Raw genomic sequence first — 15,153 nt, 5'->3', positions numbered from 1 at the left:
AGGATACGCAAAAAAATATATTTTTTTATTAATACATGATGCAAAAAGAGCTTTATTCTATTTTAAATATAGAATTGCAATGAATTTTCCTTTTATTTCCAAATAAACTAATTTTCACTCTTTAACATTAATTACCACTAACTCAAATAACACAACCATTTCCAGCATTCAAAACCAAGGGTCGTGAGAAGAGTTTGTTTTGGGATGGATTGGACTACCATATGTACCATACGAACTTTTTAATATAACAATTTAACTATACGCTAAAACTAGCTATATTAGCCCATTTCATCCATATCTACATACGAACTTTTTTGCCTAAGCTTATTGAAATAATTTAAATCTTCTATTTTTATAACCTTATTTTTACGCGGCTTGTTCTCACAAATATACGACCTTTTTTGCAATCTTAGGAAGAGTCAATAATTCAATTCCTTATAACACTAGCTAGCATGGTATCTTCACTAAAATATTTTTTTAAAAAGTTAGTTGACTTATAAATAATTCTCTACTGATACTAGCATATGTTTGTTTATTCTGCTGAAGTGGCTCCGCAGGTTACTGTATAAGCTTCAGCAGTTTTTGTACTCCTTTAAAGCATCATATTCCTATATATTAAATATAGCTGGTGTTCTCAATTTTGTTGATCTATAGTAAAATTGGCTAAAACTTCCAGTAATAAACAATAAACAATCAACAATCAACTATGTTTTTTAAAATTTTTTGAATTTAGTCTCATTTGTTGATAATTTTGTATTTTTATTCAATTGAAAAATGTATTTTGGTAACAAAGATCCTAGTTTATACAGAAAGAAATTTATATCAAACAGCAACCACTGCTTAGATTTTATGGTTAACGAATATGTGCTTTAAATGTGTGTAGACGCACATATCCGTTAACCTATTTTCTATGCAGATTTTTTTTTATTTCATATTAATTGCTTCTTTAAGTCTTGCATTGGCAATTATAGCATTTCTCATAATAGTCCGAATAGGTCATAGGAAGGCAGAATCAACAGCACGACGAAAGGATTCGAATAGAGGAATGTTTTTCCTGGCTCTGTTTTTTATAGCAAACCAATGATGCTCAATTTTGTTAAAATCTGGAGAATAAGGCGGCAGATACAAAATTTCTGCACCGACTCCTTTAGCGAGCTTGATAAGCTTATCAGACTTATGAAAAGTAGCATTATCAAGAATGACAGTTTGTCCAGGTTCTAAGATCGGTGCCAAAAATTGCTCAAACCATCCATTAAAAATATCCATATTACAGTGGCCTTCAAATGTTAATGGAGCAACTATCTTTCTTCTACTTAAGGCTGCAACCATGCTGATTCGTTGAGTTTTTTTTCCAGATTTTAGGGCATAAAATCGCTGTCCTTTCTGGCAATACCCATATGGATAGTCCTCCGTGTTATCAATCCCAGACTCATCTATATACACTAAGTTTTCTGGTTCTTTTGTTGCTATAATTTTTAAGAATTCAGCACGTTTTTCTTCGTTCCTTTCCTTGTATCCATATGTCTTTTTTTGCGCGTAAATCCAATTTTTCTGAGAGCTCGGTGGATCGTTTCGATACTAACGTTGCCCCAAAGTTTAGCCATTTCCGACAGAGTTTTTCTACCGTGTTTTTTAGCAAATTCGATAAACTTATTCCAGTCGATAATTTTCTGATTGTAACCTCCATTACCGAGTTTTTTGACTGAAAGTCGCCTGTTTCTTTTTTTCTTTGCTTCCACTCCCACAAAGTAGTTCGTCCAATTTTAAATCTTGCTGCCACTGCTTCTCTGCTTTCCCCTTCGTCTAGTGCTTCCATTGCTTTTTTTCTTAAATCATAACTATATGCTGCCGGCATCCAACCTCCTTATCGCCATCTATCCTTAATCTTATCATATCCGGACTTCTGTGGAAAGAGCTATAACTATTGCATTCCTGCACAATTTATTCTCATGATAAAAACGTCTTAACTTTCTCTCTACTTTTTCTGGGTAAGGTCAATTTGGGTCTGCACCATTTTTGAGTAATAGTTTTACTTCTTGTGCATTACCATCTTCTACAGCTAGGAATAATTGTTCTTCCTGTGTTTTTACGCGTGTTTCCACATTAGATATAAAAAATAACAATACTAAACATGCAATACCAATAATGCTAATATATTTTATAACTTTTCTCATAAGATATTTTACAATGCTTCTAATAATATTAGATATCATCTATAAAATTAAAAAATCCATGAAAGGGGATGAAAATATGTAAAAAAGTATTATTGATTAATTAAAAACAGATTTTGATTTGATAATACTAATAAAATCGATTTATCTTAAATTTACGTTGATTTTTACCTGTTATTTTTTGTAGTTTATCCAACGTAAATTCCAGGTAAAACAAAGTCGTTATCTCCAACCGTTACAACCAACTCTCCTTCTTTAATTTTTATTTGATTAGGTGTACGGTCCCATACCATCACACTCTGGGATCATACACCTAAAGTACTCCGACACTGGGATGACACCCAGGGGTTTCTGGGATGACAAAAAAGAGCCCCCTGAGCAAAAATCTTATAGCCACTTGAATGATAATTGACTTTTTACCTAAAATAACTAAGAAAGAAACTTCTCATCAAGATAACTTAAATATATACTAATTCTCTTATTTTTAAACGATTTCTCATCATGAATTGCACGATCAAAAACCTGAATTTGACTTGTTATAATGCTACAATTATTATTTGCAACTTCTAATACGCCACTATCAATTACAACCTTCTTTTCTGTTTGGTTACTCATTTTAACAGTAATCATACCAGGCAATAAATAAATTAAGTAAGGAGCATGGTGAGCTAAAATCATAAGCTCCCCTTCGAGCCCAGTTACTGAAAGAGAAACCACTCCACTGAATGAAATTTGATCATCAGGAGAGAAAAATTGCACTTTAAAAGTATTCATAATCTTTAACTTTTATTTAGCTTCAGCTTGTATTAATTCAGCCTTTTTTATTGCTTCATCTATATTCCCCACCATATAAAAAGCAGCCTCTGGTAAGTGATCATATTTGCCTTCAACAATCCCTTTAAAACTGGAAACAGTATCAGAAAGTGAAACAAATTTACCAGGCATGCCAGTAAATATTTCTGCAACGTGAAAAGGTTGAGAAAGAAATTTCTGAATCTTACGAGCCCTATCAACAATAATTTTATCTTCATCAGATAGCTCATCCATACCAAGTATTGCGATAATATCTTGCAGTGATTTATAAGTTTGCAATATACGTTTCACCTCAGAAGCTACATTATAATGTTCTTCACCAATGATTTCAGCAGATAAAGACTGAGAAGTTGAATCAAGTGGATCAACAGCAGGGTATATTCCCATTTCAGCTATTTGCCTTGACAACACTGTGGTTGCATCAAGGTGAGAGAATGTAGTTGCTGGGGCTGGATCAGTCAAATCGTCCGCAGGAACATATATAGCTTGCACAGAAGTAATAGAGCCAGAAGTTGTTGAAGCTATTCTTTCTTGCATTGAACCCATATCAGTTGCAAGGGTTGGCTGATAACCAACAGCTGACGGTATTCTTCCAAGTAAAGCAGAAATTTCAGAACCAGCTTGTGTAAATCTAAAGATATTATCCACAAAAAATAGAACATCTTGGTTTTCACGGTCACGAAAATACTCTGCCATAGTAAGCGCTGTTAAAGCAACTCTAGCCCTTGCTCCAGGAGGCTCATTCATCTGACCATAAACCAAAACAGCTTGAGATTTTTCATGCTCATTTATATTTATTACATTTGAAGTGATCATCTCGTGATAAAGATCGTTACCTTCACGCGTTCTCTCCCCTACCCCGGCAAACACAGAAAATCCTTTATGAGCTTTTGCTATATTATTAATTAATTCCATTATTAGGACTGTTTTACCAACACCGGCTCCACCAAATAAGCCAATTTTTCCTCCTTTAAGATAAGGTGCAAGAAGATCTATAACTTTTATTCCCGTAACTAAAACTTCTTCCTGTATTCTCTGTTCAGTAAAACTTGGAGGTGCTCTGTGTATAGGCTCTAAGTTATACTTTCCCTTCAGTGGACCACACTCATCTATAAGCTCTCCAACAACATCAAAAATCCTTCCTAAAGTTGAACGCCCAATTGGCACCGATATTGGTGCACCTGTATCAACAAATTCATCCCCCCTTGACATGCCATCTGTGCTATCCATAGCAATACAACGAACTATATTGTCACCTATATGCTGCGAAACTTCTAAAACCAGCTCCTTATCCTTATATTTTAGTTTGCTTTTTAAAGCATTAAATATTTTAGGCAATTCACCTTCAAATTTTATATCAACAACTGCTTGAGTTACCTTAATCGCTCTACCTATATTCATCTCTTTATTTTTATCACCTAACACTATAATTCCATAAAAGAACTTCTAAAGAAAACAAATTTTATATTATTAATAGAAATTTTGCAACATTAAAACGCTTACTAGTTACGCTTCATTACAAACAATGCAAATGCATTTAATAGCCAAGTAATAATAAACAATACTAAACTAAGCGCATAAGCAGCAAGAGTTTGTACACTATTGAAATCCTGATCTCCGGTAAGTAATGTAGCGATCTGCACGGTAATGGTAGCAACTGAATTAAGAGGGTTAAAAGTCAAATTTGCGTTGATTCCCACAGCCATTAGCACAATCATTGTTTCACCTATCACTCTTGAAATTGACAATAAAATTGCACTTAAAATTGTAGGCATTGCATAAGGTATTGTTATATGCCATATAGTTTCCGCTGGAGTTGCACCAAGTGCCATGAAGCCATAACGCAAGCTTTTTGGAACAGATCTTATGGCATCTTCGAGTAAAGAAATAATAAAAGGAAGAATCATTATCCCAATCGATAAACCGGCAACTAAGGCACTTTCTGAGTGTATACTTAAACCAAAAAAATTTGCTACCTGCTTTATAAAGAAAGACAAAAACACAACCGCGAAATATCCATATACAACCGTAGGAATAGCAGACAAAACTTGCAAAGTTGTATTAACAATATAACGCACTTTCTCACTCGCATATTCACTAATATATATTGCAGAAAATAAACCAAGCGGAACGACAACTAACATTGCTATAATAGTTATAAGTAATGTACCAACTAAAAGCGGCGCTATACCAAAACATCCTATCTTCTCTTCATTGATAGTGACTACATTGTGGCCCCATTTCAAGCAAAACAAGAATTCTGAAATAGCTACTTTATTAAAAAAACTAATGGATTGAATAAAAATAGACAGCATTATAAATAAAGTGATAAAAAATGATATGGCCAAAGCCACAAATAACGAAAGTTTTATTATCTTATTTCTTTTATTTTTAAAGATAAAAGCAAGCATGAAAAAAAGTAACGCTATAGAAATAAAAGTTACAAAACAATTATTATAGAATACTAACAACCAAGTTAGCATCCATACACAACTAAGATATAGATAAGATTTAACCTTATTTACTTCTTGAAACCTACTAAAACAAAATAAAAGGATTAGTAAGACAGGTATGACTATCACCGAATTCATTCTTCCATGCATCAAATTTTATTCTACGAAAATGTCATACAAGTTCACCATTATTTGACAATAAAGTAAAACAATTTAAAATAAATAATTATATTAATATAAAAACAATGAAGAGAACATTTCAACCAAAAAATTTGATAAGAAAGCGCAGACACGGATTTCGTTCACGTATGGCAACAAGAGCTGGAAGAAAAATCCTTAATAGGCGCCGTTCATTAGGGTGTAACAAATTATGCGCATAGTAAGTATAAAAAAAAAGATTTTTCTTCTGCTTTCAAAAATAAGTTAGCACTCAACAGTCTTTTTTATCGTGGGCTTTATATATCACTGTACGCTATAAAAGAAAGAGAACCTGAAAAGTACATTCATACTATTAGAGTAGGTCTGGCTATCAGTAAAAAAACCGGAAAAGCAGCAAAAAGAAATAAAATAAAAAGGCAACTACGAATGCTTGCTAAAATTAGCATTTTAAATATAAGTAATATAGGGCACTACTACATAATACTAACTCATAGAAACATTATGCAAGCAAGTTATAAAAATTTACAAAAAGATCTAACTATTTGCTTAAAAAAGATAAAATAAAAAAAATCTCAATTAAGGTATTTACAACTATATTTTTTATGATAATATAGGTAAAATTTTTAAAAATAGTTAATGGGTGTGGTGAATGGTAGAGCATATAAAAGAGGTAAATAACACAGGCTTTGGTCAGATGTATCAATTCTTATTTCTTCCTAAAGGAACAGGAACAGATTGGAGGTCAGCATTTCGCCAACAAGAAGAATTATTTAAAAAAGTGGGAGGTAATGTAATATTACCAGAAATCAGTAATTCTCCTTCAAAAGGGAATCAATTAGGGGAAGTAGGAACAATGCTAAATAATGTAGAAAATGACCAAGAACATATAAGAAAAAAAAGATATCGTAGTTAAAATAAAAACTTAAAGAATAGTAACAAAACAAGAAAGTTAAAATATAAGTATACCTACTGTCTAATTAACAAAGAAATTTTTATAAACTTGGCGGCGACCTACTCTCCCTTTTCAAGTACCATCAGCGCTAAAAAGTTTCACTTCCGAGTTCGAGATGAGATCGGGTGGTTCATTTTTGCTATAGCCACCAAGTCAATAAAAATTTCTAACTTAACAATTTTAACTTAATATTTAACACTGCATACACACATATAGAAAGCAAATAAATCAATCAGGCTATTAGTACTAGTTAGCTTCACATGTTACCATGCTTCCACACCTAGCCTATCAACGTGGTAGTCTTCCACGGCCTTAATTGGGAAATCTTTTTGAAGAGGGTTTCTTGCTTATATGCTTTCAGCAATTATCCCATCTATACATAGCCACCCAGCGATGCTATTGGCATAACAGCTGGTACACCAGAGGTATATCCATCTCGGTCCTCTCGTACTAGAGTCAGACCTTCTCAAATTTCCTTCACCCACGGCAGATAGAAACCGAACTGTCTCACGACGTTCTAAACCCAACTCACGTATCACTTTAATCGGCGAACAGCCGAACCCTTGGGACCTTCTTCAGCCCCAGGATGTGATGAGTCGACATCGAGGTGCCAAACGGTGTCGTCGCTATGAACGCTCGAACACCATCAGCCTGTTATCCCCGGCGTACCTTTTATCCGTTGAGCGATGACCCTTCCATACAGAATCACCGGATCACTATGACCGACTTTCGTCTCTGCTTGGCTTGTCAGCCTCGCAGTCAGGCAAGCTTATGCCATTATACTATCAAGCTGATTTCCGACCAGCTCTAGCTTACCTTCGCACGCCTCCGTTACTTTTTAGGAGGCGACCGCCCCAGTCAAACTACCCACCATACAATGTCCTAGTTCCAGATAATGAAACATAGTTAGATATCAAAAGTGTAAAGGGTGGTATCTCAAGGTTGACTCCATTATAGCTAGCGCCATAACTTCAAAGTCTCCCACCTATCCTGCACATCACACTTTTAATAGCAATGTAAAGCTATAGTAAAGGTGCACGGGGTCTCTTCGTCTAACCGCGGGTACCCCGCATCTGCACGGGGAATTCAATTTCGCTGAAGTGATGTTGGAGACAGTGGAGAAATCGTTACGCCATTCGTGCGGGTCGGAACTTACCCGACAAGGAATTTCGCTACCTTAGGACCGTCAGTGTTACGGCCGCCGTTTACTGGGGCTTCAATTCGGAGCTTGCACCCTTCCTATTAACCTTCCAGCACCGGGCAGGCGTCAGACCCTATACTTCCACTTACGTGTTTGCAGAGTCCTGTGTTTTTAGTAAACAGTCGCTACTCCCTATTTTGTGCCACCTACTCATAGTTGCCTAAAAGCAGGTTACCCTTCTTCCGAAGTTACAGGTATAATTTGCCGAGTTCCTTCAACATCATTCTTTCAACACCTTAGTATACTCTACTCATCCACCAGTGTCGGTTTGCGGTACGGCCTCATAAATATAAGTGCTATTTCCTGGAGCTTCTTTTAAGCATAGATCAATCCAATAAGATCTATACAAATACGAAACCCGTCACACTTAAGAGGTTTAGGAATATTAACCTAATTACCATCGACTACTCCTTTACGGACTCGCCTTAGGAACCGACTAACCCTACGCAGATTAACTTAACGTAGGAACCCTTAGATTTTTGGTGAGAGTGTTTTTCACACTCTTTTACGCTACTTATGTCAGCATTCTCACTTCCGATATCTCCAGCAGTTTTCACAAACCACCTTCACAGACTTACGGAACGCTCCGCTACCGCGCCTATTGATCGAAATCAATAAGCACTCACATCTTCGGTATACAGCTTTAGCCCCGGTACATTTTCGGCGCAGAAAAACTTATTTAGACAAGTGAGCTGTTACGCTTTCTTTAAAGGATGGCTGCTTCCAAGCCAACCTCCTAGCTGTAATGGTTTTTCTACTTCCTTCCCCACTTAGCTGTAATTTTGGGACCTTAGATAGTGATCTGGGTTGTTTCCCTCTTCACCACGGACTTAGCACCCGTAGTGTGCCTGCTGTATAATTAATTGTTGGTATTCGGAGTTTAGTTAGATTTGGTAAGAGGTTGAATCCCCCTAGTCTATCCAGTGCTCTACCCCCAACAACATACATACAACGCTCTACCTAAATAGATTTCGCGGAGAACCAGCTATTTCCAAGTTTGATTGGCCTTTCACCCCTAATCACAACTCATCCAATAATGTTGCAACATTAACTGGTTCGATCCTCCAGTGTGTTTTACCACACCTTCAATCTGGTCATGACTAGATCACTTGGTTTCGGGTCTAATCCATAAAACTAAAACGCCCTATTCAGACTTGCTTTCGCTACGCCTACACCTAACGGCTTAAGCTTGCTTCATAGATTAACTCGCTGACCCATTATGCAAAAGGTACGCTGTCACTCTAAATATCAATAAATTGATATAGAGCTCCAACTGTTTGTAAGCACTTGATTTCAGATTCTATTTCACTCCCCTCCCGGGGTTCTTTTCACCTTTCCCTCACGGTACTTGTTCACTATCGGTCGTTAAGGAGTATTTAGGCTTGGAGGATGGTCCCCCCATATTCAAACAGGATTTCACGTGCCCCGCTCTACTCAAGGATTTAAAAACTTTCTACTTATACAGGACTATCACCTTCTATGGTTACTATTTCCAGAGTATTCTAATTCTTATTCTTAAATCACTAGCCTTTTCCGCTTTCGCTCGTCACTACTAACAGAATCTCGGTTGATTTCTTTTCCTTTGGCTACTTAGATATTTCAGTTCACCAAGTTTGCTTTACATACTTAGTACGTAATAACTAGCTAAACTAGTTGGGTTTCCCCATTCGGAAATCTGCGGATCAAAATTTGTTGACAATTCCCCACAGCTTATCGCAGCCTGCCACGTCCTTCATCGCCTCTTAACGCCAAGGCATCCATCAAGTGCTCTTAATAATTTATTTATCCGACTATATGCAGAATATGCAGAGTTAAATATTATTAAAATTGAATTGAGATTAAATTAATCTCTACCATAAAACTTGTCAAACATCTAAAAACTAAATTAATCTTTTATATGTTATAACCTAATAAATAATATGTCAACGCCTTTTTGCACAAAACATTTACTTATATTATCAACAACAATATACTAGCAATCCTAAACAGTATAATCTGAGAAATATGTGGTAAACTTATATATACAGTAAAAATTAATAAAAAAGATATTTTGTAAGATAAAATGTGTTAAAATCAATTGCCTAAAAATGATAATAAACATTCGGAGTATTTCTAACGTATGAAAAGTAATCTCTCTTTTATAAAAAACGTTGCTTTAAATTGTATGTCTAAGCTCATTGGCGTATTAAATATTAAGAAAGTAAAACACTTCATTGTGAATAAATATAATACTCTTCATAAAGAAATGACAGTGCTTCTTAAAAAATCTAAGAACCTGTTAAACACCAACATTGAAATCGGTTTATATCACTTTTATAAAGGTAGCATATCAGATGCAAAGTTACGATTTTGGTTAATTAGCATATTTTACCCCCATTTACCTATAGTCTGGTATAACATCGGAAGGTGTCATTTTGCGGTAGGGAATACTAACAAAGCTTATAATGATTTAACAAGGGCACTAAAATTAGATAATGACCACGAGGAGGCGTCTTACTATATAAAAAAAATGACAAACTCAGCGCCTATTACAGAATTGCCAAAAAACCTCATAAGACAATATTTTGATTACACAGGTGAATATTTTGTTGAGCATTGGTTGATTGCCAAACAATATAGAGGGCATGAACTTGTACACATGATAATTACAAAAATCTTCAACAACTCCACTTCTGAGCTCAATATACTCGACCTTGGTTGTGGAACTGGAATATGTGGTCATTTCTTGAAAATAAATAGTATTGGAAACCATATAACAGGAATTGACATTTCAAGTAGAATGCTAAATATCGCAAGAGGATGCTTTATAAAAGGTAAGCCTGTTTACAATGAATTAATACATATGGAAATGAAAGAGTTTCTTAAACAAGAGAAAAACCAACAGTATGATGTAATTATCTTTGCTGAAGTGCTACATTATCTACATGACTTTCAAGAAGAGTTGGAATTAGCAAAAAGATCTACGAGCAAAAAAGGAGTTATTGTATGTTTAATAAGAAGAAAGGAAGGTGAAGGTATTGACTTTGTAAACAAAGGAGACTATTTTCGTCACTCAGAAAGTTATGTTCAACATGTTGCAAAAGAAATAAATATGCAAATAAGTTATATGAGTTACTGTAAAATATATGGCAGTCAGGTTGACGGTATCTTGTTTGCATTACAGCATCAACAAAAAAATCCGAAAAACCTAACTTAAAAATCGCTCAAAATGACTTTTAAGTACCTATATATAATAAAAGAATAAAAGGAACTTTATGAATAACATTACCATTAATTACGCAAAGGACAGCAAATTAACCGACTTTGGAAAAGCAGTTCTATCAGACAGGTATTTAATAGAAAATGAAAGTTATCAAGACCTCTTTGCACGTATTGCTAATTACTATTCTGATAATAAAGAACATGCGCAGCGTCTTTATGACTACATGAGCAACTTGTGGTTCATGCCTTCAACACCAATACTCAGCAATGGTGGCACTAAGAGAGGGTTACCTATCTCTTGCTTTCTTAATGAAACCGAAGACAGCTTGCAGGGAATAGTTGATCTATGGAACGAAAATGTTTGGCTTGCTGCACGTGGAGGAGGCATAGGTAGTTATTGGGGAAATTTACGCTCAATAGGCGAAAGCGTAAAGGGTAGCGGCAAAACATCAGGAATTGTTCCATTTATTGTAGTGCAAAATGCTCTAACGCTTGCAATTAGTCAGGGATCCCTAAGGCGAGGAAGTTCAGCAGTCTACCTTCCTGTATCTCATCCGGAGATAGAAGAGTTTCTAGATTTACGCAAGCCAACAGGCGGTGACCCAAATCGCAAAGCGTTAAATATACATCATGCTGTAATAGTAACAGATAAATTTATGCAGGCTGTTGAGAATGATCAAGAATGGAATTTAATAAGCCCTCACAACAATAAGGTTATTTCAACTGTAAAAGCGCGGGATATATGGATCAAAATATTAACAGCAAGAGTTGAAACTGGAGAACCTTACATTATTTTCCTTGATGCAACAAATAACAATAAGCCAGAATCTTACAAAAAGCTCAACTTAGACATCAAGATGTCAAATCTATGCAGTGAAATAACTTTAACCACAGGTTATGATCACCTGAATAAGTCACGCACTGCTGTGTGTTGTCTATCATCCGTAAACCTTGAGTACTACGAAGAATGGAAAGACAATAAACTCTTCATAGAAGATATAATGCGCTTTCTTGATAATGTATTGGAAGATTTCATAAATAAAGCACCGAATGAAATGCAGCGAGCAAAATATTCTGCAGCCAGAGAACGCAGTATTGGTCTTGGTGTGATGGGCTTTCACTCATTTTTACAAAGCAAAATGGTTCCTTTTGAATCAGTAACAGCACAACAATGGAATAAAAAAATATTTAAGTATTTACGCGAGCAAGCAGATATAGTTTCTAAAAAATTAGCAGAAGAAAAGGGAGCATGTCCTGATGCCAAAGAAGTTGATCTAATGGAAAGGTTTACACACAAACTCGCTATTGCTCCTACTGCCTCGATCTCCATTATTGCAGGTAATACCTCCCCTGGAATAGAACCATACGCAGCAAACGTATTCATACAAAAGACACTTACAGGCTCATTTGTAGTGCGAAATAAATTCTTGCAAAAACTATTAGCAGAAAAAAATCAAGACAATGATAAAATATGGTCTTCAATTTCAACAAACGAGGGTTCCGTTCAGCATTTAGATTTTCTTAGTGAGCATGAAAAATTGACATTTAAAACAGCGTACGAGCTTGACCAAAGATGGATTATAGAACATGCAAGTAATAGAACTTCGTATATTTGTCAATCTCAATCAGTAAATCTGTTCTTACCTGCCAACGTACACAAACGTTACTTGCACAAAATACACATGCTTGCTTGGAAAAAAGGATTGAAGAGCTTATATTACTGCAGATCACAATCAATGCAGAGAGCCGATAAGGTCTCACATGACATATTCAAAAAAAGTGAAATATTGCAACAAAAAACAGATATTGACTACGATGAATGTCTGTCATGCCAATAGCGGCCTTACTCAGAAAAAGTAGAGAGAAAGTTAAGCAAATGGGTAAATAGACTTCTTGCATAACCATATAACGCACTTTTATTGGGAATAGAAACGAAAAAACTTTCTTGACAAACTCCGCCAGCTCCCTTATCATAAAACTGAAGCTATTTATTTATCTTCGCAATCTGTGCAGGTTAATGACAAAAAACTTAGGGTATTTGGCGTCTCATGTTTAATTTTTCGCACTACGTGCATCGCATGTCTTTAAAAATTTTTAGGTTTTTACCTATATAAGCCGAAACGCGCTTACAAAGCGTTTAAGACAGCAAAAAACGTCAAATTGACAAGGGAGAATTTCAATGCTAGCTACTACGGGGTTTCTTTGCCTTTTTTCCTGCTTAGTAAATTTCTTAAACACTTGCGGTGTAGGTTAGTTGCAAGTTAAAAGCATCTAAATCGCTCTTAATCAAGCGTTTTAGAATAAAAAAAACGCCGATATTTTAGTACATAGTAAATAGCCAACCACCATGGGGCTTCTTTTGCCTTTTTTTTCATTTGGTAAATTTCTTAAACATTTATGGCTAAACGACAATCGTCATCCCGCTACTTGTTAACGGCTAAGGGATACCGCGAATGAATCGCGGTATGACGATAAGCTCGTCGTCCCGCTACGTGTTAGCGTCGTAGCGGTATGGTGTAGGAAAATTAGCTATATAGCTAACTTGTACCACGCGTTAAAGCTTTTAAACAGGTCTTGGTTTACTTACTCCATTATTTTCTTTATTATCAGATATCATTTTAAATAATATGGAGGAGCAAATTGTCAGCAATTGCCATTATTGATTTTGGTTCACAGTTTACACAGCTTATCGCAAGACAAGTAAGAGGAATGGGCGTTTATTGTGAAATATTTCCAAGCAGCGTCAGTTTTGAAACAATATCAAAATTCAATGGGTTTATTCTCTCTGGAGGACCACAATCTGTAAATGATGATTGTTCTGAAACAAGTAGAATAGTACATGAAATTATAAAACTTAATGAGGCAACAAGCGTTCCTATACTTGGAATATGCTATGGACAGCAACTCATTTGTCATTATTTTGGAGCAAAAGTAAAAGAGAGTTTCAAACAGGAGTTTGGTAGAACTAAAATCAAGATACTAAAAGAATCCCCCATTGTAAAGGATACCTGGGATGTTAATTCTGAAGTGGATGTATTAATGAACCATGCGGACAGTGTTGATACTATACCACAGGGATTTACTGTTATCGCATCAGGTGTGATAAATCAAACAATTGCAATGATTGTCAACGAACAGCGGAAGATTTACTGTACTCAGTTCCATCCTGAGGTTAAGCCCACAACAAATGGCAGTAAATTGCTCTCTAACTTCTTGGATATTGCAAATTGCAAAAGAGACTGGACAATGAAGTCGTTTATTGAGGAGCAAAAGGAAAAAATCAAAAATGTAGTAGGAGAGAAAAAAGTAATCGCTGCAGTAAGTGGTGGGGTTGATTCAAGCGTTGCAGCGGCTCTCACACATAAAGCTATAGGAAAACAATTGAACTGTATTTTTATCGATACTGGGTTGTTACGCAAGAACCAAACCATCGCTATGTTGAAAGAGATTCCGATAAATTACGTTGATAAATCAAATTTATTTTTGAGTAGGTTGAAGGGAATAACTGATCCAGAAGAAAAGCGAAAAATTATCGGTAACACTTTTATTGAAGTGTTTGAAGAAGAAGCAAAAAAAATAGGTGATGTGGATTTTTTGATGCAAGGTACCATCTACTCTGATGTAGTTGAGTCAGGGCATGCCTCAAACAACACTAGTACAATTAAGTCTCACCATAATGTTGGTGGGTTGCCAGAAAAGATGAACCTGAAGCTAGTGGAGCCTTTACGCTACCTCTTTAAAGATGAGGTAAGGCTACTTGGAAAAGAAATTGGGCTTTCAGATGAGATAATATTTCAACATCCATTTCCTGGACCTGGACTTGCAGTGAGGATTATAAGTGAAGTCGATGAAGAAAAGGTGCGAATATTGCAAGAAGTAGATGAAATATATATTAATACGATGAAAAATTACGATCTATACGATAAGATATGGCAAGCTTTTGCTGTATTATTACCAATAAAAACTGTAGGCGTTATGGGAGATGGTCGTACGTATGGATATGTTTGTGCTTTAAGGGCTGTAACATCATCTGATGGTATGACAGCCGATGCATTTCCATTTGAAGATAAGGATCAACACTTGCTAGTATTTTGGGATTTTTTACGCAATGTCGGCAGTATAATTGTTAATAATGTTCCCGGAGTAAATAGAGTTGTTTATGATATCACTTCTAAACCACCCGCAACTATTGAGTGGGAGTAA

9 protein-coding genes, 2 rRNA genes and 2 pseudogenes are annotated in these 15,153 nt (G+C 35.6%); 6 read left to right on the top strand and 7 right to left on the bottom strand.

Features of this window, described 5'->3' with window-relative positions; all coding sequences use genetic code 11:
* Window positions 1-996: 996 nt before the first annotated feature.
* The 5 genes and pseudogenes from ABWU67_RS02145 to pstC form a co-directional block, all read right to left on the bottom strand.
* Window positions 997-1,855: pseudogene (locus tag ABWU67_RS02145) on the bottom strand (IS630 family transposase).
* A gap of 139 nt (window positions 1,856-1,994) precedes the next feature.
* Entirely contained in the window at window positions 1,995-2,174 is a 180-nt protein-coding gene (locus ABWU67_RS02140; RefSeq protein ID WP_223823054.1) for an ankyrin repeat domain-containing protein, read from the bottom strand.
* A gap of 426 nt (window positions 2,175-2,600) precedes the next feature.
* Window positions 2,601-2,945, bottom strand: a complete 345-nt coding sequence (locus tag ABWU67_RS02135) for a F0F1 ATP synthase subunit epsilon (RefSeq protein ID WP_006279902.1) — start codon at window positions 2,943-2,945, stop codon at window positions 2,601-2,603.
* A gap of 12 nt (window positions 2,946-2,957) precedes the next feature.
* Complete coding sequence (gene atpD, locus ABWU67_RS02130) at window positions 2,958-4,385, bottom strand: F0F1 ATP synthase subunit beta (protein ID WP_353282225.1); 1,428 nt, start codon at window positions 4,383-4,385, stop codon at window positions 2,958-2,960.
* Between the two features lie 101 nt (window positions 4,386-4,486).
* Window positions 4,487-5,575, bottom strand: coding sequence for a phosphate ABC transporter permease subunit PstC (gene pstC, locus ABWU67_RS02125; protein ID WP_341822187.1), 1,089 nt, complete (start codon window positions 5,573-5,575; stop codon window positions 4,487-4,489).
* A gap of 107 nt (window positions 5,576-5,682) precedes the next feature.
* Between pstC and rpmH the strand changes: the two genes are divergently transcribed.
* The 3 genes and pseudogenes from rpmH (at window position 5,683) to ABWU67_RS02110 (ending at window position 6,509) form a co-directional block, all read left to right on the top strand.
* Window positions 5,683-5,817, top strand: a complete 135-nt coding sequence (rpmH, locus tag ABWU67_RS02120; protein WP_006279898.1) for a 50S ribosomal protein L34 — start codon at window positions 5,683-5,685, stop codon at window positions 5,815-5,817.
* 67 nt (window positions 5,818-5,884) lie between these two features.
* Window positions 5,885-6,160: pseudogene (rnpA, locus tag ABWU67_RS02115) on the top strand (ribonuclease P protein component); the annotation flags it as partial.
* 130 nt (window positions 6,161-6,290) lie between these two features.
* Complete coding sequence (locus ABWU67_RS02110; RefSeq protein WP_353282126.1) at window positions 6,291-6,509, top strand: hypothetical protein; 219 nt, start codon at window positions 6,291-6,293, stop codon at window positions 6,507-6,509.
* Window positions 6,510-6,594: 85 nt separating this feature from the next.
* On the opposite strand, the gene rrf is transcribed toward ABWU67_RS02110, so the two are convergent.
* Window positions 6,595-6,701 (bottom strand): 5S ribosomal RNA (gene rrf, locus ABWU67_RS02105).
* Window positions 6,702-6,767: 66 nt separating this feature from the next.
* Window positions 6,768-9,533, bottom strand: a 23S ribosomal RNA gene (locus ABWU67_RS02100).
* 335 nt (window positions 9,534-9,868) lie between these two features.
* On the opposite strand from ABWU67_RS02100, the gene ABWU67_RS02095 reads away from it, so the two are divergent.
* From ABWU67_RS02095 to guaA, 3 genes are all read left to right on the top strand, one after another.
* Window positions 9,869-10,945, top strand: coding sequence for a methyltransferase domain-containing protein (locus ABWU67_RS02095; RefSeq protein ID WP_353282125.1), 1,077 nt, complete (start codon window positions 9,869-9,871; stop codon window positions 10,943-10,945).
* A 58-nt stretch (window positions 10,946-11,003) separates the two neighbouring features.
* Window positions 11,004-12,788 (top strand): ribonucleoside-diphosphate reductase subunit alpha, encoded by a 1,785-nt coding sequence (locus ABWU67_RS02090; protein WP_077188557.1) that lies wholly within the window; start codon window positions 11,004-11,006, stop codon window positions 12,786-12,788.
* Window positions 12,789-13,590: 802 nt separating this feature from the next.
* Window positions 13,591-15,153: a glutamine-hydrolyzing GMP synthase gene (gene guaA / locus ABWU67_RS02085; protein ID WP_264373861.1), complete on the top strand. Its 1,563-nt coding sequence runs from the start codon at window positions 13,591-13,593 to the stop codon at window positions 15,151-15,153.

Source organism: Wolbachia endosymbiont (group A) of Aleiodes leptofemur (assembly GCF_964028465.1).
Classification (GTDB): Bacteria; Pseudomonadota; Alphaproteobacteria; order Rickettsiales; family Anaplasmataceae; genus Wolbachia; species Wolbachia pipientis.
This window is presented reverse-complemented; position numbering and strand designations above follow the sequence as displayed.